This window comes from Bacillus sp. FSL W8-1202, from assembly GCF_038006165.1.
GTDB lineage: Bacteria > Bacillota > Bacilli > Bacillales > Bacillaceae > Bacillus > Bacillus subtilis.
Window position 1 is genome coordinate 2,159,923 of the sequence record NZ_JBBOUR010000001.1, and the last position, 22,423, is coordinate 2,182,345.

Below are 22,423 nucleotides of genomic sequence, written 5' to 3' on the forward strand. Positions count from 1 at the left end.
GGGCTCACACGCCCTCTCCAGAAAGAAAATCGTGAATCAGTTTCTTCAGATGCTTTCTCTCACCTGAGAGGACAAGGGTGTCATTTTCTTCAATAATCGAATCGGCTCCGGGATTTAGGAGCTTTTCCTGGTTGTGTTTGATAATGGCAATCACAGTGACATCGTAATTCTGGCGGACATCAAGCTCTCCGAGTGTGCGCCCGATCGATTTGGCGCCTTTTTCGACCTTAAACCATTCAATAATCAGATCGCTGAAGGCCATTTCGATGGACTCCAGAGCTTGCGGTTTATAGACCATGCCCCCGAGAATAGCTGCAATTTGCCTTGCTTCAGAATCATCCAATGAAATATTTGAAAGAAGCTCATCCGGGTCCCGGTCATTAAACCGGTAAATTTCCCTTCTTCCGTCATCATGAATGATAATCGTCATTTTTTCGTGGCTTCTTGTTTCGATTTCAAACTTTTTGCCGATGCCCGGCAGATCGTTTTCTTTAATATTCAATGAAAATCCCTCCGAATGTAGTGTTGGCAGTATAGGGTGAGTTATAAATAAAACTTGAGCAAATTATATTCGGAGGTAATTAGACTGGTATTTGACAGGGACGGCCAAAGCCTTTTCCAGCCTGTTTATCAGCGGTTCGTCAAGTGGTTTGACAGAGAGCTGCCTGACAGACTGCGCCAGAGGGCTGTACTCTTTGATCAGCTCAGCCGGGTGCATGCTGCCCGGCGATGGCGTTTTTGCCGATTGTGTTTCCTGCGGATATGAGGACATAGGCACATAGCTGTCAGTGCTAGCTTCAAACTGGGAAGGCAGAACCACGTCCGAAGGGGGAAAGTACACCATAAATAAACCTAACAGAAAACTGATCAGCAATTTATCCATGTTCCTTTCCTCCCTTCTCGTCAAGATATCCCTTCTTTTTCACTATATAAAACTTTATGTTTCCATTCAAACAATATGCCTTTTTCAGTATCTATTGACCTTGAAAAATAAAAAGGTTTATTTGAGGATGGCGGGAAATGTATAGGAGAAAGAAAAAAGAAAGCGTATACTTGGAGGTGCTTCATATGGAGTTTGTTCAATATGCATGTAATGGGGCCGTTGCAGAGATTATCCTGAATCGGCCTGATGCCCATCACGCCCTGAATGAACAGTTGCTGTCTGAATTGAAGGAGGCAGTCGAAATGGCGGCTGCAAGCGAGGCGCTCATCGTTCTTCTGAGAGGAAGCGGGAAAGGCTTTTCGGCCGGTGGTGATATCAGAATGATGACGTCAGAGCATGACCCTGATCAATTTAAACGGCTGATGGATACGATTGAGGCTGTCACCTTGAATTTATATCAGATGAAGAAAGTGACAATTGCAGCCATTCATGGTGCTGCTGCGGGACTGGGCCTGAGTTTGGCGCTTTGTGCGGACATTGTGCTCGCTGAAAAAAACGCCGTCCTCGCGATGAATTTTATCGGCATTGGGCTTGTTCCGGACGGCGGAGGACATTATTTGCTGAAAAAAAGAATCGGTGAAGCAAAAGCGAAAAAACTGATTTGGAGCGGAAAAAAACTATCTGCCTCAGAAGCTGCCGATATGGGGCTTCTTGATGGGACATTTGCCGGAGACCCTGCCGAAGGCGCAAGACCCATTATCGAAACCCTGTTGGCCTCCCCTCTTTTGGCGATGATCGAAACGAAAGCTATTTTTCAAAGCCTCCAGATTGAAGAACTGAAAAAAGTGCTATCCCTTGAGCGCAGCGCCCAAGAGAGAATGAGAAGGACCAAGGATCACCAAGAAGGAATCCGTGCCTTTTTAGAAAAACGGGAGCCGAAGTTTCAAGCGTAACAGATCAGCCGGAAAGCTGATCATCTGTGAAACAAAATCAGCTTTCCGGCTGCATTGACTAAACGATGAGTATGACTATGAAGCTCTTTTTCTTTTAAGAGGGCTTCACCATGCGTTTTTGCCGCTTCTTCATGTTCTGCCTCGAATTGCTCGTTTACCAGCGTGTTCCCCGAAGGATCAAATACGGTAAGGAAATAATCAGCCATCAGGTTTCTCCTCCATTTTAAGGTTTATCAGTCTTTCTTCATTTATATTCTAAAAAGGAAATCAAAATCCTTTATTATGCTTTATCCAAAATTAGTATATAATGGGTCAGGGAAGGAGGAGATTCAGTGCTTACAATTGATCACGTAACGAAGACATTTGGAGATTATAAAGCCGTTGACGGATTGGACTTAGATATTCCGGAACAGCAAATGTTCGGTCTATTAGGCGCAAACGGAGCTGGAAAAACAACGACGTTTCGCATGATCCTAGGATTATTAAGCATTACGGAGGGCTCAATCAGCTGGAAGGGCCGTCCTGTGAATTATCATATCAGCAACAAAATCGGTTATCTGCCGGAAGAACGGGGCCTTTATCCGAAAATGAAGGTAAGAGATCAGCTCGTCTATCTTGCCAGATTAAAAGGGATGGAGAAGCGAGAGGCTGTAAAAGAGCTCGGGACATGGCTTGAACGCTTCAATATTACAGATTACGAGAATAAGAAGGTGGAAGAGCTTTCGAAGGGGAATCAGCAGAAAATCCAATTCATTTCGGCAGTTTTGCATAAGCCGGAGCTCCTGATTCTTGATGAACCATTCAGCGGCTTGGACCCTGTCAATGTTGAGCTGTTAAAAGAGGCTGTGATCTCGCTGAAAAACAGCGGTGTTTCTATTTTATTTTCAAGCCATCGGATGGAACATGTGGAGGAGCTTTGTGAGAACCTTTGCATATTGCAGAAAGGAAAACCGGTTGTACAAGGCAAGCTGAAGGAGATCAAGCGTTCTTTCGGTAAAAAGAATGTCACCATTCACTCCGATGACGATCTGCGCTTTTTGCAGTCCCATGAAGGCATTCTTCAATGGAAGGAAACGGCAGACGGCGTCAAGCTGCAGATTGCCAATGAAGACATTTCTCAAGAGATTTTTGCTATGCTCCAAGGAAAAGGGTTTATCAGAAAGTTTGAGCTTGAAGAGCCGTCACTGCATGATATTTTTATAGAAAAGGTGGGGGCCGTCTATGAATAAATTTTGGATCATGCTTTCTCATACATATAAAAATAAGATTATGGCAAAATCCTTTATTATTTCGACTGTCATCACGGTGCTGCTTGTTTTAGTTGTAACGAATCTAGAGTCGATCATTTCTTTGTTTCAAGGTGACGATGCGAAAGAAAAAATCGCCGTTGTTGATGAAACAAACGAATTATATCCGGTTTTTTCAAAGCAGCTGAAAGCGGTGGATACTGACGGCGATCTTGATGTGAAGCTGTCGAAGCAATCGGAGGATGAGGTCACAAAGCAAGTCAAAGATGAATCACTCGATGGCATGCTCATCATCAAACGAGATGAAAAAGGGACCATTTCAGGAACATATAAAGCGTTAACGATTTCTGATGAAAGCACGTATCAAACGCTGCAGCAGGCGCTGACGCAAACCAAAACAGCTGTCGGAACAGCGGAGCTCGGCGTGTCGCAGGAAACGATTAGCAGCCTTTATGCGCCCGTTACTGTGGGGCAGAAGGCGCTGAAAGAAGGGGCAAAGTCTGAGGAAGAGCTTGGCCAGACGGTAGGGCTTGTTTACATTATGCTGTTCGTCATTTATTTCTCGGTGATTATGTATGCCAGCATGATAGCGATGGAGGTCGCAACCGAAAAATCTTCGCGAGTTATGGAAATCCTGATCTCAAGTATGCCGCCGATCCAGCAAATGTTTGCAAAGCTGCTTGGTATCGGGCTTGTCGGGATCACACAGCTTGCTATTATTATAGGAGCCGGCTCTCTGTCGCTTAAGCTGAACCAAAAGAGCGAAACGGCTTCATCTGTCGGCGGGTTCCTTAATTTGACCGACGTATCTGCAACCACTGTCATCTATGCTGTCATTTTCTTTTTGCTCGGATACTTTTTGTACGCGACACTTGCCGCGTTTCTCGGCAGTGTCGTCAGCAGAATAGAGGACGTGCAGCAAACGATCACGCCGATGACGCTTTTGGTTGTCGCCGGTTTTATGATCGCGATGTTCGGTTTGAATGCGCCTGACGCAGGATTTATTACGGTAACTTCGTTTATTCCGTTCTTTACGCCAATGATTATGTTCCTGCGCGTCGGCATGCTTGATATTCCGTTCTGGCAGGCGGCTGTCGGAATCGGAATCACACTGCTCACCATTGTCATACTGGCCGTTATCGGCGCCAGAATTTATAAAGGCGGTGTATTAATTTACGGCAATTCAAGCGCGTTCAAAGCGATCAAACAAGCGCTTCGTTTAGCGAAAAACTGATTGGAAAACAGCCTGGGGATTCTCAGGCTGTTTCTTTATTGACAGAACGTGCATTCGCAAGAATTCGGTGCTAAAATAAGGGTACTTCATCCTGGAAAGGAGCAGAATGTTGACTGATCTAACCTTTATTCATGCGGCAGATCTTCATCTTGACAGCCCGTTTTACGGGATATCGCATCTGCCGGAGCCGATTTTTGCCCGGATTAAAGAAAGCACGTTTGCAAGCGTGAGACATATGATAGACGCCGCAGTGAGAGAGCACGTTGATTTCATTTTGCTTGCGGGAGATCTGTTTGATGAAGCCAATCGAAGCTTAAAGGCTCAGCTCTTTTTGAAAAAACAGTTTGAAAGACTCAGAGAGTGCGGAATTTCGGTATACGTCATCTTTGGGAATCACGATCATCTTGGCGGGGAGTGGACGCCGATTGAATGGCCTGAGAATGTCCATATTTTTTCGTCCGCTGTTCCAGAAGAAAAATCATTTTTTAAAGAAGGCAGGCGCATAGCAAGCATTTACGGCTTCAGCTATCAGGCCAGAGCAGTGATGGAAAACCAAGCCGCCCGCTATCGGAGATCAACTGATGCACCGTTTCATATCGGCATGCTCCACGGCACGCTGTCAGGATCTGAAGGACACGATCCGTATTGCCCGTTTACACATGACGACCTCGTGAAAAGCGGGATGGATTATTGGGCGCTTGGCCATATACATAAACGCCAGGTTCTATCTGCCGAGCATCCGGCAGTCATTTACCCGGGAAACACGCAAGCACGCCATATGAAGGAGACGGGAGATAAAGGCTATTATCTCGTTCATGTGACAAACGGAGATATATCTTATGAATTTCAGAGAGCGCACGATGTCCTGTGGGAAAAAGCGGCGGTTGATGTGACGGAGGCAAAGAATATGACCGCCCTCTTCCAAATGGTGGAGAACACGTTTTCGAGGCTGCGGAAAAAGGGGAGCCCTGTTTGTGTAAGGCTTGTTTTACAAGGGACGGCGCCGGAATGGCTGCTGGAGGCGCCAAAAGGCACCTTAGATGAGTTTCTTGAAGCTCTTCAGGAGCAAGAAGCGGAGGAGGAACGTTTCGTTTGGCCTCTTAGATTGGACGATGAGACAGAAAACGAAGCAAACCTAACAAACCTTGATCCTTTTTTTGGCGGTTTATTTGAAGACATTGATCGCAGCGATCTGTCAGACGTGCTGGAAGGGCTTGAGCGGCATCCAGTGTATAGAAGGCACGCGGACCGGTTTAGCCAAGAGGAAGTAAAGGAAATAAAAGAGCAGGCACAGATTTTATTGAAAAGGCAGCTTAAGGTGCTTGATACATGAGGCGGTGACAGCTTTGCGAATTATATCTTTACATATCTACCAATATGGAAAATTTTCCAATCGGACCTTTCACTTTTCCGCCTCTCCTGTCCAAGTAATTTACGGATTAAATGAGGCAGGAAAAACGACGATGATGTCATTTATTGAAAGTATGCTGTTCGGTTTTCCAAAAACAAAAAAATATGAACCGAAAACAGGCGGTGTCTACGGCGGTGTTCTTGAAGCTGAACATCCTGAATATGGGGTGCTGAAGATCGAACGGACGAAAGGGACTGCCGAAAAACTAAGCGTGTACACAGAAAAGGGCGAAGTAAAGCAGGGAGATGTTTTAAAGCAGCTGTTCCAGGGCACAGACAGGTCGTTGTACAAAGCCATATATTCGTTTGACGTATTCGGGCTGCAGGAAATTCACGCCTTTAATCGGGATAAGATAGGGGAATTTTTGCTCTTTTCCAGCTTGTTTGGTGCTGAAGCCGTATCAAAGCTTGATTCAAGGCTGACGAAGGAAAGCGAAAGGCTCTATAAACCAAATGGGCGAAACCCTCAATTGAATCAGGAGCTGGAAACGCTTAAGCAGCTGGCAGTGAAGCTAAAACAGGCTGAAGCAGAGGAAGCGGGCTATCATCAGCTTCTCGGGGAAAAACGAACGCTTGAAGCCCGCCTTGCAGCCGCGGAAACCGAATTGAAAGAGACGGCGGGACATATCCGAATGATTGAGGGAGCGATTGAGCGAAAACCATTGCTAAATGAAAAAGCGACACTCGAACAGGTGATTGCAGAATTTCCGGAACATGCAGGACAATTTCCTGCTGACGGACTGCATCAGCTGGAAAAATATGAATCCCATCTGCACCCGAAATCAGCACAGCTTGAGGCGCTTCGGGTGAAGATGGCGGAGTTGGACAAACAGAGGCAAAAGCTTATCCCCAATAAAGAACTATTGGCGAAAGAAACGCTGATACAAGAGCTTTCGGCAGGGTTTCATATGTACCAATCCTGGGGAGAACAGCTGGCCGCCATTCAGGCACAGCTGCGCCAGACGTCTGCGCAGACAGCGGCAGGGCTGGAACAGCTCAATAAAACGGATGAAAATGAGCTCCTGAATATGAACACCTCATATGATTATGAATGGCAGCTTCAGCAAGCGGTGCAGCAATATGTACAGGCAAGAGACAGAAAACGGCAGCTTGACGAGACGTTTGAACTTGCCCGGCAAGAGCTGGAAGACGCGGAAAAGGCCGTTCATGCCGCTTCGTCCGCGATTCTTGAAAACAGCCAAAGAAAAGATAAAGAAGCAGCTCTTAGAGCATATGATGAAACACAGGGGCAGCACCAAGAGCAAGCGAAGCTCAGAGAACAGCTAACGTTTTTTGAAAGACAGCAGGCTAAACAGAAAAAGACTGTCATTGTAGCTGGTATGTTGTTCATCGTTCTCTTTTCTCTGCTGCAGCAATGGATTCCCGCCATAAGTTTCGGCGCTGCACTTATTGTGTATTGGCTTGTATCAGGAAAACCGTCTTCTCGAAACAGCCGAGAGACAAGACAGCCCATGACGGATATTTCACCAGCAGAAGCTGAAATGCTTAGAGAAGCGTTATGGGAGGATGACCGCAATAAGCGGCACCTTCTCACACAGCGTGCAGCGCTCCAGCAAAAAGAGGCGGCGTATGAAAGGGTCATCCAGCAGTTTGAACAGTGGGAAGCCGAAATGGCGCCGTCCTTTACACAGGTTGAGCGTTTTATGAATGAGCTCGGATTTAAGGAAGATCCATCATTTTTGCTTGATGCATACAGCTTAATGAAGGATGTTAAAAAAGAAGTGAAGAAAAAGCATGAGCTGACCATTGAAGCAGGCAGGCTGAAAAAGCACCGGAGAACATTCGAAGAACGCGTCAGTATGCTTCGTCCCGTGAATCAGAGTCAGGATATCTCCATTTCGGACGCCCTTCACACATTGCGGAAAAACATTGAACGTGAAAAAGAAATTGAGAAGCAAAAAAAGGAAATTGAAACAGATATTCATTATACAAAGGAACAGATGCTTGAACTTGAGCAAGAAATACAGTATTTCCACGCACAGATCGAACAGTTATTTGCCGCGGCTGCTGCAAAAGACAGAGATGCGTTTTTTGCCATAGCCGACATCAGCAGGCAATTGAAGGATACGGAGAACAAGCTTCATCACGTAAACGCACAGCTTCAAGGCGGACACCCGGAGGAACTTGAACTGGCAGATTCCAATACGCTTTCTGAATTGAAAGATAAGCAATTTGTTGAAAATGAAAGAAAAGAGCGGCTGACTGAGGAGATCGAGCGGCTCCGCAGCCAAATCGCACTGCTCTCAGTCAAACAGGAACAATTAGAGGCCTCGGGATTGGTGTCAGACCTCAAGCTTCAAACCGAAATGCAAAAAGAACGTGTAAAAGAAACGGCTAAAAAATGGGCCTCGATACAAATGATCAAACAGGTGATCAGAAACAAATTGGAGCGGCATAAAAAAATCGAGCTTCCGCGCCTTCTAGAGACGGCAGGAGAATTCTTCCGCCCTCTGACTGACGGAAACTACCAAACCATTTATTTTTCCGAAACGGATGATTCGATCATGGTTATGCATCGCGATGGAACTGTCTATCATGCGGAAGAGCTGTCACAAGGGACCTGTGAACAGCTGTATACAGCGATCCGATTTGCTTTGGCCGTTACGCGCCAGGATGGGTCAATGCTTCCGTTTCAGCTTGATGACAGTTTTGTTCATTTTGATCAGGAAAGGCTGAAACGTGTATTACATGTTCTGTATGATTTATCCAAAGGCGGTAGGCAGATTTTGTATTTTACATGCCATGAGCACGTAAAAGATGCATTTCATAGCAGCCAAATCATCCATTTGGTGTCATAAAAGAGGTTCTATAGCTGAAAATCGGTATGTGATATACTGGTATTATGTAAGATACGGAGGGAGCTTTAATAGAATGGCTAAAGGGATTATGCTACATGAGGTTGGCGAACAGGTGGACCAGTATCTATTGATTAAATCCTCGACGAAAGGGATTGCAAGCAATGGAAAACCGTTTTTGACGCTGATGCTGCAAGACCAGTCAGGCGATATTGAAGCGAAGCTGTGGGATGCCAAGCAAAGTGATGAAGTGACCTATGCGCCGCAGACGATTGTCAAGGTCGTCGGCGATGTTCACCATTATCGCGGACGCACCCAGCTGAAGCTGAGAAATATCAGACCGGTAAGCGAGCAAGAAAACGTCAATATTGATGATTTTTTAGAAACCGCGCCGATTCCGAAAAATGAAATGATGGACACCATCACTCAATATATATTTGAAATGAAAAATCCGAATATCCAGCGAATCACAAGGTTTTTGGTTAAAAAACACGAAGCTGAGTTTATGGATTATCCGGCGGCTACGAAAAACCACCATGAGTTTGTCTCAGGTTTGGCGTATCATGTTGTCTCTATGCTGAACCTGGCGAAAGCAATAGCAGATTTATATCCGTCTCTTGATCGTGATCTGCTTTATGCCGGTGTCATCCTGCATGATCTTGGAAAAGTGAAGGAGCTGTCCGGCCCTGTTTCCACTTCATATACGGTTGAAGGCAATTTGCTCGGCCATATTTCCATCATGGTGACAGAGCTTTCAAAAGCGGCTGAGGAGCTTCAAATCGATTCTGAAGAGGTGTTAATTCTTCAGCATTTGATTTTGAGTCACCACGGCAAAGCAGAATGGGGCAGCCCGAAACCGCCTATGGTGAAAGAAGCGGAAATTCTTCACTATATAGACAATCTGGATGCAAAAATGAATATGATGGACAGAGCGCTTGAACGCGTGAAGCCTGGCGAGTATACTGAACGTGTATTTGCACTGGAAAACCGTTCCTTTTATAAACCGACATTTCATAATTAACTTAAAAAGGACTGATGCTGACATATTCAGCTCAGTCCTTTTTGATGCGTCTTTCCCGCACATAACTCGTCTCATTCCCGCATATGGTTAAGAATAAAGAATCTATGCAAAGGGGGAGGAGCCCGTGTTATTTTTTCCGTGGTGGGTGTATCTTTGTATTGTAGGCATTATTTTCAGCGCATATAAACTTGTAGCGGCAGCCAAAGAGGAAGAAAAAGTAGACCAGGCTTTTATTGAAAAAGAAGGGCAGATTTATATGGAGAGGATGGAAAAGGAGCGAGAACGCCGCAGTTCTCAGCAGCATGAAGAAGAAAATCAAAACCATTCCATCGCATAAAAAAAGCTGTGCGGCTCAATGAGCCTGCACAGCTTTTTTATTATTTGGAACTGCTTGAAGATGAAGAAGTGCTGTTGCTTGTTGAAGATGTATTAAATGTGTCTTTCAGATCTTTATCTTTTACTTCGATGTCAGCCTTCTTCATGACTTTTTGAACAGCTTCCTGAACGGCATTGCTGTCATTTAGTTTTTGTTCAAGTACTTCAGATTTCAGCTCTTTTTTCATATCATCGTATTTGCCGCGTTCTTCTGTCTTTTTAATGATATGGTAGCCGTATTGCGTTTTGACAGGATCACTGACTTCACCTGTTTTTAATTTGAATGCAGCTTTGCTGAATGTTTCGTCCATTTGGCCTTCTTTTGCAAACCAGCCTAGATCTCCGCCTTGTGAAGCAGAGCTGTCTGTTGAGTATTCTTTCGCAAGATCTTCAAACTTCTCGCCTTTTTTCAGCTTTTTCTCTACTTCTTCAGCTGTCTTTTTATCAGCAACAAGGATGTGGCTTGCACGGATTTTGCCTTTTAAGCCTTCCCAGTACTCTTTGATATCGGCGTCTGTTACTTTGATGTTATCTTTAGCCGCTTTTTGTGTCAGCAATTCATATTTTACTTGTTCTTTTAGGTAATCCTTGCCATATTGCTTTTCGAGGGCAGTATATTGATCGCCAAGCTGCGTTTTGTATTCTTTCAGCTTGTTGTCAATTTCTTTATCCGAAACTTTATACTTCTTGTCCAATACTTTTTCTTGCACTAGCTGTGTCAGTACGCTTGCGCCAGCTGTTTTCTTCATGTTTGTGTAAAGCTCGCCTTTTGTGACATCGCCTGCGTCTGTTTTTGCGATGACTTCTTTGTCGCCGCTGCTGCAAGCACTGAGAGCGAGGATGCTTGTAGCAGTGATAGCTACTATTGCGATTTTCTTCATTGTTTTCAAACACTCCTAATCATTCCAAATTAAATTACCTATGCGTATCATAACATATTGTGGCTTTCTGTAAAAAGATTTTAAATAAAGGGCATTCGTCTAGTCAAACTTTTGCTGATGACATACTTATATATTGATCAAGAAAAGGAGGTATGTAACATGAGCGGAGGATACTCTAACGGATTCGCGTTGCTCGTAGTACTGTTCATTTTGCTTATCATCGTAGGTGCAGCTTACATCTACTAAGCAGCCCGAGGATCGCTTGCAACATAAGCGATCCTTTATTTTCACTAGCGCCTAATCGTTTCAAACATGAATTGCATAACATGTAATTGGTAAATAAAGCTTATTACAGGAGGTGCTTTTTAAGATGGGTGAAGTATTTGCAGGCGGATTCGCTTTATTGGTTGTGTTATTTATTTTATTGATTATCATCGGCGCTTCTTGGCTGTACTAATCAACATAAAAAAGCATAGCTGCTTAATCAGCAGCTATGCTTTCTTTCGTATTTACACTGTAAAGGAGATCTCCACAAACGAAGAGATCAGTAAAATTAATATAGATACATTAATAAATCGGAATACCTTATCTTGCCGCTCTTCAGGAATCTCTCTGACAAGGCATAATGTATTGGTGAGCCTGTTTATGAAATATAAAATAAACACGGCAGCCACGATAAAATAGAATAAAATGATGGGAGATTCCCCCTCTCTCTGAACTGTCCCATATTACATTACCAAATATTTATTAAAAAAGATAGAATGCAAATTGAAAAATCGCCATCAGCACCAGGGTTTGACTACTTTTCAACAAGAATATCCAAGCCGTCTGCTTCCTGATCAATAAAAGCGGTTTTCGGTGCTTTTACCAGCTTGAGAGCCAGCAGGAAATCAGGCAGACAGTAGCCGGCGTGAATGCCCGAGATCATGCAGAAATAATGAGCATGATTCGGAAATGCCAGTGCTGCGTAAAACAATACCGGTGTAATCAGCAAGAACGGGCTTACTAGTGAAATGAGCATTGTTGTTTTTGGTATACGTTTCCATGTGCGCATGCGCAATATGTAAAACTTTTTTTCTATTTTTCTTTTTTTGCAGATGATTGGCAGGACATGGATGACTTTATGTACAAATAAAATAACGACGAGCAAACCGCCGAATAAAGATACATATTCATCGCTTAAGCTTGTGCCAGGCCGCAGCAGCTCAAAAGCTAAAAAGGTAGATATAAAAACCAAAATCATAAAACATACAGCAGTTAATATTATGCGAACGGCGCCATAATCCTTCATGAGATTTATGGTCTTCCAGCAATTCATCAAAGTCATCCTTCCATACATCTTGAATAGAATCTCAAAATAATTTACTCCTCCCAAGAGAAAAAATCAATGCTTTTTTAAGAAAAAATATCATCCGGCAGGTATTTTTTTGAAACAAGCAAACAAACTGCGAAATATGGGGTTAGAACTTTCTTCTCAGTGAATTATCAGCTAAAATAAGATTAAAGATAGAAAGAAGTGGTGTGGATGGATTCGATGGATCATCGCATTGAGCGATTAGAATATTACATACAATTATTAGTGAAAACAGTAGATATGGACAGGTACCCCTTCTATGCGCTTCTCATTGACAAAGGGCTGAGCAAGGAAGAAGGGGAAGCGGTTATGAGGATATGCGATGAATTGTCGGAAGAGCTGGCAACACAAAAAGCGCAAGGATTTGTAACCTTTGATAAGCTCCTTGCGCTTTTTGCCGGACAGCTGAATGAAAAATTAGATGTTCATGAAACGATTTTTGCCCTGTATGAGCAGGGGCTTTATCAAGAGCTGATGGAAGTCTTTATCGACATCATGAAGCATTTTGATTAACTGTTTACAGGTTCAAGCTCTTCAGCCGGTTCATCCGCCGCACTGTCCTTTGCTTTTTTCTTCAGTTTTCCGTTTACGCTTTCAAAGTCATTGTCAATATTGGTGAGTGACGTTTCGAAAATTTCCATAAAATCATCGCCGTAGATATGGCGTATCATACACATCATTTCTGCCACTTCAGGAAATTTTCCGAATAAATGATACAAAGGCTGTGACCCTTTAAAAACAGCGTTGCGTGTCGGATCAAATTCCTCAAGCAAGCTCCAGAATACCTCGGTACCTTCCTCAGTCAATTGGACATATGTGTTCCGTTTATCATTCAGCCGTTTGGAGAACCTTAAATATCCCCGTTCTTCCAGCTTTTTTGAAAAGTTGAATGCGGTTGATACGTGCATGACCCCGAATTTCGCGATTTCAGAAATGGAAGCTCCATTCAATTGATACGCAATCCATAAAATATGATGCTCATTAATATTCAGGTCATACGGTTTGAGCCATTGCTGCCAATCCTTCTCGATCGATTTCCAAAGAGCCTTGCTAAGCTGAGCCATTTTCTGGGTGAAAACCAGAGCTTCTTTCACATCATAGGGCGGTTCCACTCGATTCATTACGTCACCTGCTTCTCTTTTTCTTTTTCTCTATTATGCCAATAAAATAAAGATTAATAAAGATGAAAATGTAAGAATTTTTTAATAAATTCACAAACCATTGCGACGAAAGGGTTTTTCGGCCAAAAAAAAATACGGGTCCAATTTTGGCCCGCATTTTTTTCTTTTGAATAGGATATTAGTTTTGTAAGGTTTTCTCCAGCTGTCTGATTTTCTCTTCGATATCGGCAATTTCTTTTTGCAGATCCTGCTGGTGAGGCTTGATCTCTTCTTGCCATTTTTTAATTGATGTTTGGAGCTCGCCGCCCACGTCTTTAATAACATCCGTGCTTTCTTTTGCCGCTTTGATCAGCTGGTCTTTTAATGCAAGCCCGTCTGACTTTAAGCGTTTGATTGTTTCTTCAAAAGAATCATAATTGGTTTTCATTTTTTCACGCAGCTGCTTTCCTGAGGAAGGTGCAGTAAGAAGAACCGCTGCTCCTCCGATGATGCCGCCTACGAATAGTCCTGTTAATAGAGAACGTCCGCTCGCCATTACAATCACCCCGTCTTTTTCTTCAAAATAGGATTCATTCAGCATTTTTCATTTTTGTTGAAAGCCTGAACTTCTATACATAGCTTGCTTTATTTTAGCATATTTTTTAAGTGAAAAGGAGGGAGAAGGTTGTCTGTCTTTTTGATTGTATTATCCTGCATCACCCTTGCCTTCGCTTCAGGCGCTGTTTACTATATCAAACTTCTCAGCCAGGCTGCTTCTTATCCGCCCAAGAGGGTTATCCGGCAGAAAGCGCTTGTTTGTTCAACCGGAACCGCCTTTACACTATGTCTTATCTTTTTCACAAAACTCCTCGCTTAAAACATGCTGACATGCTGCGGGCGCTCTGTTTCAAAAAAACCTCTCCCGGAAGCGGAAGAGGTTTTGTGTGACAATTATTTAGCAGCTTCCATAAAGCTTGAACGCCTTAAAATGGTTTGCACAATCGGATAAATAATGATCATTGAGATTGTATTCAGCACAGCAGCCGGCAGAACAACAGCCGCGAACAATGCGGCGAAACCGCCCGGCAAACCGACGATCAATAAAGCTGACGATAGAAACACAATTCCTGATAAGATGGTCCCGATCACTGTCAGCACAGCGGCTGCACCTGTTTTTCGGCTCTTTCTGAACAAGAGAAACAGGGAGAAGAACAGAAACGCTGATACGGGTTTATCAATGATGTTAGGGATCTGTCCGGCTGGAAACGCGGTTGTAAGCGCGGAAATGATTCCGGTCACAATCCCGATGACGAGTACATTTTGCACCCGCGGGAACAGCAGAATGCCCATGAACATCATGATCAGCATCATATCTGGTTTCATGCCGCCTAAAAAGGGCGGAATAATGGAATGAAGCGCTGCGCCGATTGCGGCAAACAGAGCCATAATGACTAACTCTTTTGTTTTCATAACTATGCTCTCCTCTGCTAAGCTTTTTGCCCTCCAATAATATGCTCATCATTTATTGCGAAGGCTTTACAGAATGTATTATGCAAACAGTATACCAAACGGACGGTTTGCATAGCCAGACTTTTTACTCATTTTCCTGCTGGAATTTCTTCATGAACGCAGCTAATTTTTCACAGTCTTCGAGAGAGACCGCGTTATAAATAGAAGCGCGGCAGCCTCCAACCGAACGGTGTCCGCCAAGGCCGATCATCTTCGCATCTTTTGCTTTCTGGACGAATGTTTTCGTTAATTCGTCATCCCGAAGCGTGAAGGTGACATTCATGCGTGAGCGGCTGTCCTTTCTGGCATGTCCTTTATAGAAGCCGTTGCTTTCATCAATACAGCTGTAGAGAACCTGCGCTTTTTGTTCATTGCGCTGTTCAACAGCTTCCACACCGCCGTTTTCCTTGAGCCATTCCAGAACGAGGCTCAGCATATAAATCGCAAATGTCGGCGGAGTGTTGTAGAGTGAATCCGCTTTGACATGTGTGGAATATTTCAGGATTTTTGGGACGTTCGCATTTTCATTTTTCAGCCAGTTTTTTTTCATAATGACTACAGTCACGCCGGAAGGGCCGAGGTTCTTTTGGGCGCCTCCGTAGATCACATCAAATTTGGACACATCGATTTTTCTGCTTAAAATATCGCTGGACATGTCGGCTACGAGCGGAATAGGAGAATTCGGAAACTCCTGCCACTGAGTGCCGAAAATTGTATTGTTGGATGTGATATGTAAATATGCGCCGTCTTTTACATCCGTAAGGTCAACCTCAGGAATATAGCTGTAATTGTCTGTTTCACTTGTAGCGGTGATAGACGTGTTCCCGAACAATTTCGTTTCTGCCAGTGCTTTTTCAGACCAAGCGCCTGTCATGACAAAATGTGCGGTTTTTTCAGGTGTTAAAAAGTTCATCGGAAGCATTGAGAATTGAAGGCTTGCCCCGCCTTGAAGAAACAAGATATCGTAATCTTCCGGAATGCCCATCAGTTCGATTAAGAGGCTTTTCGCTTTTTGGTGCACCGCTTCATACTCTTTGCTGCGGTGGGAAAGCTCCATAACAGACATGCCGGATTCGTTAAAATCAATAAATTCTTTCTGTGCTTTTTGCAGAACTTCCAGTGGCAGCGCTGCAGGACCTGCGTTAAAATTCGTTGTACGTTCCATTATGATCTCTCCCTGTTTTCCACGTTAATGTATAAAATAATACAATTATCCTATCACAAAAATTCAGTTTTTTGATAAAAAATTAGAATTATCAAAAGAAATTGACGGATGTTTGCGAAATGTTCACAAAATAAAATAACCTCATCTTATGATGAGGCCAAGCGTTTTGCGATAGAGGAAGAGATGTTCTGCAGATCCTCCGGTTTATAATCATCAGCATGCGTTTTCCAAACCGCTCCGAATCCATCTCCTTTTCCGTAGCGAGGGATAATATGCATATGGTAGTGGAACACAGATTGTCCAGCTTTTTGGCCGTTATTGTTCAGCGTATTTAAGCCGATCGGTTCAAATTCATCCCGGATAGCGCGGGCGATTTTCGGAACAGCATGGAAATATTGTTTTGCTAATTCATCTGTAAATTCATATACATTCTCAATATGTGTTTTCGGAATGACAAGCGTATGGCCTTTTGTCACTTGGCTGATATCAAGAAAGGCAAGTACATGTTCATCTTCATACACCTTCGCGGATGGAATGTCGCCGGCGATAATTTTACAAAAGATACAATTTTCTGCACAATGCATGAGGGTTCCTCCTTATGAAATTGTTTAGTATGTATACACTCATCGTACCACAGAAATGCAGAAAATAGAAAACAGGATGAACGGCGAGCGTTCACCCTGAATGCAGAGGAAGAGCTTATATGAAGAAAATATGTTATGCCTTTGGTAAGCACCTCATTTGTCAATAAAATGAAGACTTGTTTAATGCCTAACGATTCCTGCGATAAACACCTCATTTGACAATTTGCTTCATACATGAAGAATTCATCAATTCAGTGAAGAGAAATGGTTTGAGCATTGGACATGTTTATTTTCTATCCAACTGTTTCTAAGACGTCTTTGACAAACACCTCATTTTTCAGTTGATATGCTTTTCCTCTACAACTATTATGATGTCCAGAACCCTGTCTCTTTATGACAGCAAATTCATCATTTGTTAAAAGGGAATTGTTTCAAATCAGGCCTTGTTTTTGGTACTATGAAGAAAAACACTATAAGGGGAGAAACTATGTCTCTGCTATCGGTAAAAGACTTGACCGGCGGATATACAAGGAATCCGGTTTTGAAAAACGTATCATTCACCCTTGAACCGAATCAAATTGTCGGCTTAATCGGGCTGAATGGTGCTGGTAAAAGTACAACAATCAGACACATCATCGGGCTGATGGACCCGCATAAAGGTTCAATCGAATTAAACGGTAAAACGTTTGCTGAGGATCCGGAAGGCTACCGTTCACAATTTACCTATATACCTGAAACACCTGTTTTATACGAAGAATTGACGCTGATGGAGCATCTTGAACTAACAGCCATGGCATATGGACTGTCAAAAGAAACGATGGAGAAAAGGCTGCCTCCGCTTTTAAAGGAATTCCGAATGGAAAAGAGGCTGAAGTGGTTCCCGGCCCATTTTTCTAAAGGAATGAAGCAGAAGGTTATGATTATGTGCGCCTTTTTGGCAGAGCCTGCGCTCTACATTATTGATGAGCCTTTTCTAGGGCTTGATCCGCTTGCCATTAACGCGCTGCTTGAACGGATGAATGAAGCGAAAAAAGGCGGGGCGAGCGTGCTGATGTCAACACACATTTTGGCAACGGCAGAACGCTATTGCGATTCGTTTATTATTTTACATAACGGCGAGGTGCGGGCGCGCGGCACGCTGTCAGAGCTCAGAGAGCAGTTTGGAATGAAGGACGCGGCGCTGGACGATTTGTATCTTGAGCTTACAAAGGAAGACGCTGGCCATGAATAATATGCTTGATATTTGGCAGTCGCGGCTGCAGGAGCATATCAAAGAAACAAGAACATACATGAAATATATGCTCAACGATCACCTCGTCATTGTTTTGATTTTTTTTCTAGCGGGCGCTGCAAGCTGGTACAGCAAATGGATACGGGACATTCCCGCTCACTTTCCGTCCTTTTGGGTGATGGCCGTGCTGTTTTCGCTCGTGTTGACAAGCTCTTATGTGCGAACGCTTTTGAAGGAGGCTGACCTTGTTTTCTTATTGCCTCTTGAAGCAAAAATGGAGCCTTACTTGAAGCAAGCGTTTGTCTACAGCTATGTGTCTCAGCTGTTTCCGCTGATTGCGCTGAGCATCGTTGCGATGCCGCTTTATTTCGCAGTCACTCCGGGAGCTTCGCTCGTATCGTATGCCGCGGTCTTTGTCCAACTGTTGCTGCTGAAAGCGTGGAATCAGGTAATGGAATGGCGAACGACTTTCCAAAACGACCGCAGCATGAAACGGATGGACGTCATCATTCGCTTTGCGGCGAATACACTCGTTCTTTATTTTGTTTTCCAATCTGTTTATATGTATGCGCTTCTCGTCTATGTCATTATGGCTGTTCTTTATCTGTATATGTCTTCCGCAGCAAAACGGAAAACATTTAAATGGGAAAGCCATATTGAGTCCGAATTGAGACGAAAGCAGCGTTTCTATCGGATTGCCAACCTGTTTACTGATGTGCCGCATTTGCGAAAGCAAGCCAAACGCAGAGCTTATCTCGACTTTTTGCTGCGGCTTGTGCCGTTTGAACAGCGCAAAACATTTGCCTATATGTTCACCCGCGCCTTTTTGCGTTCGAGTGATTATTTGGGCATTCTTGTCAGATTAACGATCGTTTTCGCGCTGATCATTATGTATGTCTCAGCTAGCCCGTTGATTACAGCGGTTTTGACTGTGTTTGCCATTTTCATTACGGGCATTCAGCTTCTGCCGCTCTTCGGCCACTTTGACCATCTGGCGCTTCAAGAGCTGTACCCTGTGAAAAAAGAAACAAAGCTGAAAAGCTATTTCTCTCTATTAAAAACTGCACTTAGTATTCAAGCGCTGCTGATGTCTGTTGCATCTGCCTATGCAGCCGGCTTGACCGGTTTTCTGTACGCGCTGATCGGTTCTGCCGTTCTGATTTTTGTTGTTTTGCCTGCTTATATGACAACCAGGCTGAAAAAGCACGGAAAGCTGTGAACTGAAAAGAGGTAATCAAATGACAGATAATCAGCTGCTGATGCAGGAAGCTTTGGAATGGAAAATGCATTTTTTGCGAAAGGATTCCATGTTTGAACGCTTTTCGAAGCGTGTCCAGACGAAGGTGAATGAACGGATTCCTGAGAAAATCCATACGGTCGTCACCGAGAGTGTGAGAAAAATGGTAGAAGCGACAATGGCCGGCTCCAATATCATCACTTATAAAAAGGATACAAGTGCACTGTCGCTCAGTGAAAAAAATGAATTGGCGAAAAAAACGATTGTTTCTTATCAGAAAGTGGCAGCTGCTGAGGGAGTCGGCACCGGAGCGGGCGGCATTTTTTTAAGCATTGCTGATTTTCCGCTGCTGCTTTCAATTAAGATGAAGTGTTTATTTACCTTGTCTTCCATTTACGGCTTTGATGTCAAGGATGCACAAGAAAGGATATTTTTGCTGCTCGTGTTTCAGCTTGCGTTTTCGAGTGACGATGGCCGTAAGTCGCTTTTTTCTGTCATCGAAAATTGGGAGACGGAGAAAAAGAGCATCGACTGGAGAGTGTTCCAGCAGGAATATCGCGATTATATCGACGTCGTGAAGCTTTTTCAGCTTTTGCCGGGCGTAGGAGCGGCAGTCGGCGGAATTGCCAATTATAAGCTGCTTGCTCAGCTTGGAGAAACGGCAAGACATGTTTTTCATCTGAGGATATTAAAGGAAACAGCCGGAGAATAAACACTCCGGCTGTTTTTTTATAGCTGATGATAGGTGATCGCAGCGCCGGCAAGGACCTTGGCCGCTGTCAGCATGGCTTTTTCGTTGATATCAAATTTCGGATGGTGGTGGGAATAGACTCGCTCTGGCTGTTCGGGAGCGGCGCCTGTAAAGAAAAAAGTGCCCTTCACGTTTTGTAAGTAATAAGCAAAATCCTCGCCGCCCATTTGTGGTTCACCGTCAATGACCTGCTGAACGCCCTCGGTATTCTTTGCGGTGCTCACCAAGTGGTTCGTTTCTGCAGGATGGTTCACAACCGCTGGATAACCCTGTTCATATGTGTACTCATAGGACGCGCCGTGCATGCTGCATATTCCTTTTACAACCGCTTCAATTTCTTTCTCCAGAATGTCCCGGACATTTTCATCAAAAGAACGCGCTGTGCCGATGAGTACTGCTTGGTCTGCGATGACATTAAACGGATTGTCGGCGATGAAGGAGCCTGTCGAAATGACGGCGGATTGAATCGGATTGACTTTGCGGCTGACAATGTGCTGCAAAGAGGAAACGATTTGCGAACCGATCAGGACGGCGTCTTTTGTATCATGCGGATGAGCGCCGTGGCCGCCCTTTCCGAAGACTTTAATCGTAAATCGGTCCGCCGCCGCCATGACGGCGCCGGGGCGGCAAAGAATAGTTCCGAGCGGCTCAGTTGCCCAAAGATGAGTGCCGAATATCACATCCGCGTTTTCGAGACAGCCGTCATCAATCATTGGCTTTGCGCCTCCCGGATAATATTCTTCTGCATGCTGGTGGATCATCACAAATGTTCCCTTCAGTTCATGTCTGTTTTGGTGAAGGACCTTGGCCACTGCGAGAAGAGCTGCGGTGTGGCCGTCGTGGCCGCATGCATGCATGACACCAGGCACTTTGGAGGCGTAAGGGACATCTTTTTCATCTTGAATGGGGAGAGCGTCAAAGTCGGCCCTCAAAGCGACTGTAGGGCCGGGTTCGCTTCCTTCTATATATGCTAAAACCCCTCTGCCGCCAACGTTTGTGCGGATTGGGACTCCTAACGATTCATAATAGGAAGCAATAAATGCGGCGGTTTTTTCTTCTTGAAATGAGAGCTCAGGATACATATGAAAATGGCGCCTGATCTCAACCATTTCTTCAAAACAGCCGTCGAGCTGTTTGTTTATCTCTTTCTGCAGTGTGGATATGGACAAAGCCGCTTCCCCCTTTTCTATGCTTTTCCATGATTGTATAGAAAAAGTCTGAATATTTCAACTCATGCTGTTTTAAAGCATCATCACAGCTGCGAGGGTTGTCACCAAAAGGCCAATCGCGACGGGAATGAAGTTTTTTCTGGCAAGCTCAAAAGGATCAACTTTGCAAATGGCCGCGGCGGGAATCAAAGCCCATGGGACCAGTGTTCCTCCGCCCACCCAGATGGCAGAGATTTGTCCGAGCGCGGTCAGAATAGCGGGATCGGCATGGAGAGCGGACGAAAAGAGCTTTGCGATGGAGCCGGCGAGAGAAATGCCAGAAAATCCTGAGCCGTCAAGGCCTGTTATGGCTCCAGCGGCAGTTAATGCAGCGGCGGCAAGCTCCTTTGACATAGGCATCATATGGGATAAAGCAATGCCAAGATCGTTGACAATGCCGTGGGAACCTTTAGGGAGTGAAGTGCCCAGTATGCTTTCATAGCCTGAGTCGCCAAGATAAAAGAAAGCGGCAATCGGGATGACGGGGCCGAAAACCTTAAAACCGAACTTAAATCCGTCAATAAAATAGCCGGTGATTTTTTCAAGCCCTTTATGCTTATACACGAAAAAATGAACGGTAAAGAGGATACAAATTGCAGACCCGCCAATTAACGCGGTGGCATCATTTCCTTGTAGGTTAAACAAGAGCATGCAGGCGATATCTGCAAGAAAGGCAAGCGGAATCAAAAAAGCCAGTATGGACCGCAGGCGTTTTGGCAAGTACAGCGAGTTGTCTTGTTCGCCGGAAAGAACGGGGGAAAAAGAAGCGGGATGCTCCTGTTTTTTGCGTTCGCGCTGAATCATGATAAAGGCAGCAGTTGTTGTTGTCACACCCATAATCAGCACAAGCGGAATACTGGCCGAGACGACATCACCGACTGGAATGCCTGCTGCATCCGCAGTCAGCTTTGGCGCCGCCTGAATGACAAAGTCGCCTGACAGGGCAAAACCGTGTCCGAATAAGTTCATGGCCATGGCCGCGGCAAGAGGCGTCAAACCGGCACGTGCGGCTGCGGGGAGCAGGACGGCGCCGATCAAAGCGACACCCGGAGAAGGCCAGAAGAAGAGAGAAATGGCGAACATCAGGCCTCCAATCAGCCAATAGGCAGTCACAGGCCCTCTCACAAGGCTTGCAAAGGGAGAAATCATCGCTTCATTTATCCCTGTTTTTGTTAACAAATCACTCATTGAAACGATAAAGCAAATGATGAAAATCGTGGGCAGCAGTTCGCCGGCCGCATAGATAAAGCTGTGGAATAAACTGCTGACAGAAGCTGAAAGTGAATGGCTGGCCCATAGCGATATGATAAAAATGCCGAATAGAGAAATAAATGTCGTGTCTTTTCTCAGCAGCATAAATAGGATAATTGCACCGATAAAAAACACATACAGAACATGGACAGACAAAATCCCGACTTCCATTATCGATCACTCCTTCCGCTTACAGATTATTCATAGGCGGGC

General features: G+C 44.4%; 27 protein-coding genes. 14 read left to right on the plus strand and 13 right to left on the minus strand.

What is annotated here, in order from left to right:
• Positions 1 to 4 precede the first annotated feature (4 nt).
• The gene (gene khtT / locus NSQ09_RS11180; protein ID WP_003233269.1) at positions 5 to 502 is read right to left on the minus strand and encodes a K(+)/H(+) antiporter subunit KhtT; all 498 of its coding nucleotides are present in this window, start codon (positions 500 to 502) and stop codon (positions 5 to 7) included.
• Between the two features lie 63 nt (positions 503 to 565).
• Positions 566 to 883 carry a K(+)/H(+) antiporter modulator KhtS gene (gene khtS / locus NSQ09_RS11185; protein ID WP_014479329.1) on the minus strand — a complete coding sequence of 106 codons (318 nt, stop codon included), beginning with the start codon at positions 881 to 883 and terminating at the stop codon, positions 566 to 568.
• A 185-nt stretch (positions 884 to 1,068) separates the two neighbouring features.
• Between khtS and NSQ09_RS11190 the strand changes: the two genes are divergently transcribed.
• A complete protein-coding gene (locus NSQ09_RS11190) occupies positions 1,069 to 1,836 on the plus strand; it encodes an enoyl-CoA hydratase (RefSeq protein ID WP_033881412.1) in 768 nt (255 codons plus the stop codon).
• 20 nt (positions 1,837 to 1,856) lie between these two features.
• Here NSQ09_RS11190 and NSQ09_RS11195 read toward each other — a convergent pair whose 3' ends face one another.
• Positions 1,857 to 2,042, minus strand: a complete 186-nt coding sequence (locus tag NSQ09_RS11195) for a YhzD family protein (protein ID WP_003233264.1) — start codon at positions 2,040 to 2,042, stop codon at positions 1,857 to 1,859.
• A gap of 126 nt (positions 2,043 to 2,168) precedes the next feature.
• On the opposite strand from NSQ09_RS11195, the gene NSQ09_RS11200 reads away from it, so the two are divergent.
• The 6 genes from NSQ09_RS11200 to yhaL all read left to right on the plus strand — a co-directional run bounded on the left by NSQ09_RS11200 (position 2,169) and on the right by yhaL (position 9,901).
• Positions 2,169 to 3,065, plus strand: coding sequence for an ABC transporter ATP-binding protein (locus NSQ09_RS11200; RefSeq protein ID WP_003233262.1), 897 nt, complete (start codon positions 2,169 to 2,171; stop codon positions 3,063 to 3,065).
• Positions 3,058 to 4,317, plus strand: a complete 1,260-nt coding sequence (locus NSQ09_RS11205; protein ID WP_003244912.1) for an ABC transporter permease — start codon at positions 3,058 to 3,060, stop codon at positions 4,315 to 4,317. The genes NSQ09_RS11200 and NSQ09_RS11205 overlap by 8 nt, the downstream gene beginning before the upstream one ends.
• Positions 4,318 to 4,423: 106 nt before the next feature.
• Entirely contained in the window at positions 4,424 to 5,650 is a 1,227-nt protein-coding gene (locus NSQ09_RS11210) for a metallophosphoesterase family protein (RefSeq protein WP_086343647.1), read from the plus strand.
• A gap of 4 nt (positions 5,651 to 5,654) precedes the next feature.
• Positions 5,655 to 8,546 carry a DNA repair/recombination ATPase SbcE gene (sbcE, locus tag NSQ09_RS11215; RefSeq protein WP_129137552.1) on the plus strand — a complete coding sequence of 964 codons (2,892 nt, stop codon included), beginning with the start codon at positions 5,655 to 5,657 and terminating at the stop codon, positions 8,544 to 8,546.
• Positions 8,547 to 8,619: 73 nt separating this feature from the next.
• Entirely contained in the window at positions 8,620 to 9,564 is a 945-nt protein-coding gene (yhaM, locus tag NSQ09_RS11220) for a 3'-5' exoribonuclease YhaM (protein WP_041052771.1), read from the plus strand.
• A gap of 124 nt (positions 9,565 to 9,688) precedes the next feature.
• The gene (gene yhaL, locus NSQ09_RS11225; protein WP_003233252.1) at positions 9,689 to 9,901 is read left to right on the plus strand and encodes a sporulation protein YhaL; all 213 of its coding nucleotides are present in this window, start codon (positions 9,689 to 9,691) and stop codon (positions 9,899 to 9,901) included.
• A 40-nt stretch (positions 9,902 to 9,941) separates the two neighbouring features.
• On the opposite strand, the gene prsA is transcribed toward yhaL, so the two are convergent.
• Positions 9,942 to 10,820 carry a peptidylprolyl isomerase PrsA gene (gene prsA, locus NSQ09_RS11230; RefSeq protein WP_341031387.1) on the minus strand — a complete coding sequence of 293 codons (879 nt, stop codon included), beginning with the start codon at positions 10,818 to 10,820 and terminating at the stop codon, positions 9,942 to 9,944.
• A gap of 159 nt (positions 10,821 to 10,979) precedes the next feature.
• Here prsA and yhzE1 point away from each other — a divergent pair, with 159 nt between their 5' ends.
• The gene (yhzE1, locus tag NSQ09_RS11235) at positions 10,980 to 11,066 is read left to right on the plus strand and encodes a sporulation protein YhzE1 (protein WP_003327753.1); all 87 of its coding nucleotides are present in this window, start codon (positions 10,980 to 10,982) and stop codon (positions 11,064 to 11,066) included.
• 124 nt (positions 11,067 to 11,190) lie between these two features.
• Positions 11,191 to 11,277: a sporulation protein YhzE2 gene (gene yhzE2, locus NSQ09_RS11240; RefSeq protein ID WP_003155248.1), complete on the plus strand. Its 87-nt coding sequence runs from the start codon at positions 11,191 to 11,193 to the stop codon at positions 11,275 to 11,277.
• Between the two features lie 52 nt (positions 11,278 to 11,329).
• Here the strand turns inward: yhzE2 and NSQ09_RS11245 are convergent, their stop codons facing one another.
• On the minus strand, positions 11,330 to 11,512 hold the full coding sequence (locus NSQ09_RS11245) for a hypothetical protein (RefSeq protein WP_024571667.1): 183 nt from the start codon (positions 11,510 to 11,512) through the stop codon (positions 11,330 to 11,332).
• A gap of 107 nt (positions 11,513 to 11,619) precedes the next feature.
• The gene (locus NSQ09_RS11250; protein WP_024571666.1) at positions 11,620 to 12,138 is read right to left on the minus strand and encodes a DUF3267 domain-containing protein; all 519 of its coding nucleotides are present in this window, start codon (positions 12,136 to 12,138) and stop codon (positions 11,620 to 11,622) included.
• 207 nt (positions 12,139 to 12,345) lie between these two features.
• Here NSQ09_RS11250 and NSQ09_RS11255 point away from each other — a divergent pair, with 207 nt between their 5' ends.
• Positions 12,346 to 12,687 (plus strand): YhaI family protein, encoded by a 342-nt coding sequence (locus NSQ09_RS11255; protein ID WP_009966921.1) that lies wholly within the window; start codon positions 12,346 to 12,348, stop codon positions 12,685 to 12,687.
• Here NSQ09_RS11255 and NSQ09_RS11260 read toward each other — a convergent pair.
• Positions 12,684 to 13,295, minus strand: coding sequence for an HTH-type transcriptional regulator Hpr (locus NSQ09_RS11260; protein WP_003239501.1), 612 nt, complete (start codon positions 13,293 to 13,295; stop codon positions 12,684 to 12,686). The genes NSQ09_RS11255 and NSQ09_RS11260 overlap by 4 nt on opposite strands.
• A gap of 178 nt (positions 13,296 to 13,473) precedes the next feature.
• Entirely contained in the window at positions 13,474 to 13,830 is a 357-nt protein-coding gene (locus NSQ09_RS11265) for a YtxH domain-containing protein (RefSeq protein ID WP_003245875.1), read from the minus strand.
• A gap of 129 nt (positions 13,831 to 13,959) precedes the next feature.
• Here NSQ09_RS11265 and NSQ09_RS11270 point away from each other — a divergent pair, with 129 nt between their 5' ends.
• The gene (locus tag NSQ09_RS11270; RefSeq protein WP_003233238.1) at positions 13,960 to 14,151 is read left to right on the plus strand and encodes a hypothetical protein; all 192 of its coding nucleotides are present in this window, start codon (positions 13,960 to 13,962) and stop codon (positions 14,149 to 14,151) included.
• A 74-nt stretch (positions 14,152 to 14,225) separates the two neighbouring features.
• Here the strand turns inward: NSQ09_RS11270 and trpP are convergent, their stop codons facing one another.
• From trpP to NSQ09_RS11285, 3 genes are all read right to left on the minus strand, one after another.
• Positions 14,226 to 14,744 carry a tryptophan transporter TrpP gene (gene trpP / locus NSQ09_RS11275; RefSeq protein ID WP_003233236.1) on the minus strand — a complete coding sequence of 173 codons (519 nt, stop codon included), beginning with the start codon at positions 14,742 to 14,744 and terminating at the stop codon, positions 14,226 to 14,228.
• 124 nt (positions 14,745 to 14,868) lie between these two features.
• Complete coding sequence (gene serC / locus NSQ09_RS11280; RefSeq protein WP_024571663.1) at positions 14,869 to 15,948, minus strand: 3-phosphoserine/phosphohydroxythreonine transaminase; 1,080 nt, start codon at positions 15,946 to 15,948, stop codon at positions 14,869 to 14,871.
• Positions 15,949 to 16,094: 146 nt separating this feature from the next.
• Positions 16,095 to 16,532 (minus strand): HIT family protein, encoded by a 438-nt coding sequence (locus tag NSQ09_RS11285; protein WP_041052754.1) that lies wholly within the window; start codon positions 16,530 to 16,532, stop codon positions 16,095 to 16,097.
• A 487-nt stretch (positions 16,533 to 17,019) separates the two neighbouring features.
• Between NSQ09_RS11285 and ecsA the strand changes: the two genes are divergently transcribed.
• The 3 genes from ecsA to NSQ09_RS11300 are packed head-to-tail and all read left to right on the plus strand — an operon-like array spanning position 17,020 to position 19,712.
• Positions 17,020 to 17,763 carry an ABC transporter ATP-binding protein EcsA gene (gene ecsA, locus NSQ09_RS11290; RefSeq protein WP_003233230.1) on the plus strand — a complete coding sequence of 248 codons (744 nt, stop codon included), beginning with the start codon at positions 17,020 to 17,022 and terminating at the stop codon, positions 17,761 to 17,763.
• A complete protein-coding gene (gene ecsB / locus NSQ09_RS11295; RefSeq protein ID WP_041052751.1) occupies positions 17,756 to 18,982 on the plus strand; it encodes an ABC transporter permease EcsB in 1,227 nt (408 codons plus the stop codon). Before ecsA ends, ecsB begins: the two co-directional genes overlap by 8 nt.
• Positions 18,983 to 19,001: 19 nt before the next feature.
• Positions 19,002 to 19,712: an EcsC family protein gene (locus NSQ09_RS11300; RefSeq protein WP_041052749.1), complete on the plus strand. Its 711-nt coding sequence runs from the start codon at positions 19,002 to 19,004 to the stop codon at positions 19,710 to 19,712.
• A 17-nt stretch (positions 19,713 to 19,729) separates the two neighbouring features.
• Here the strand turns inward: NSQ09_RS11300 and sndC are convergent, their stop codons facing one another.
• Positions 19,730 to 20,920, minus strand: coding sequence for an N-acetyl amino acid acetylase SndC (sndC, locus tag NSQ09_RS11305; protein ID WP_041052746.1), 1,191 nt, complete (start codon positions 20,918 to 20,920; stop codon positions 19,730 to 19,732).
• 72 nt (positions 20,921 to 20,992) lie between these two features.
• Positions 20,993 to 22,384, minus strand: a complete 1,392-nt coding sequence (locus NSQ09_RS11310; RefSeq protein ID WP_101172518.1) for a hypothetical protein — start codon at positions 22,382 to 22,384, stop codon at positions 20,993 to 20,995.
• Between the last annotated feature and the right edge of the window lie 39 nt (positions 22,385 to 22,423).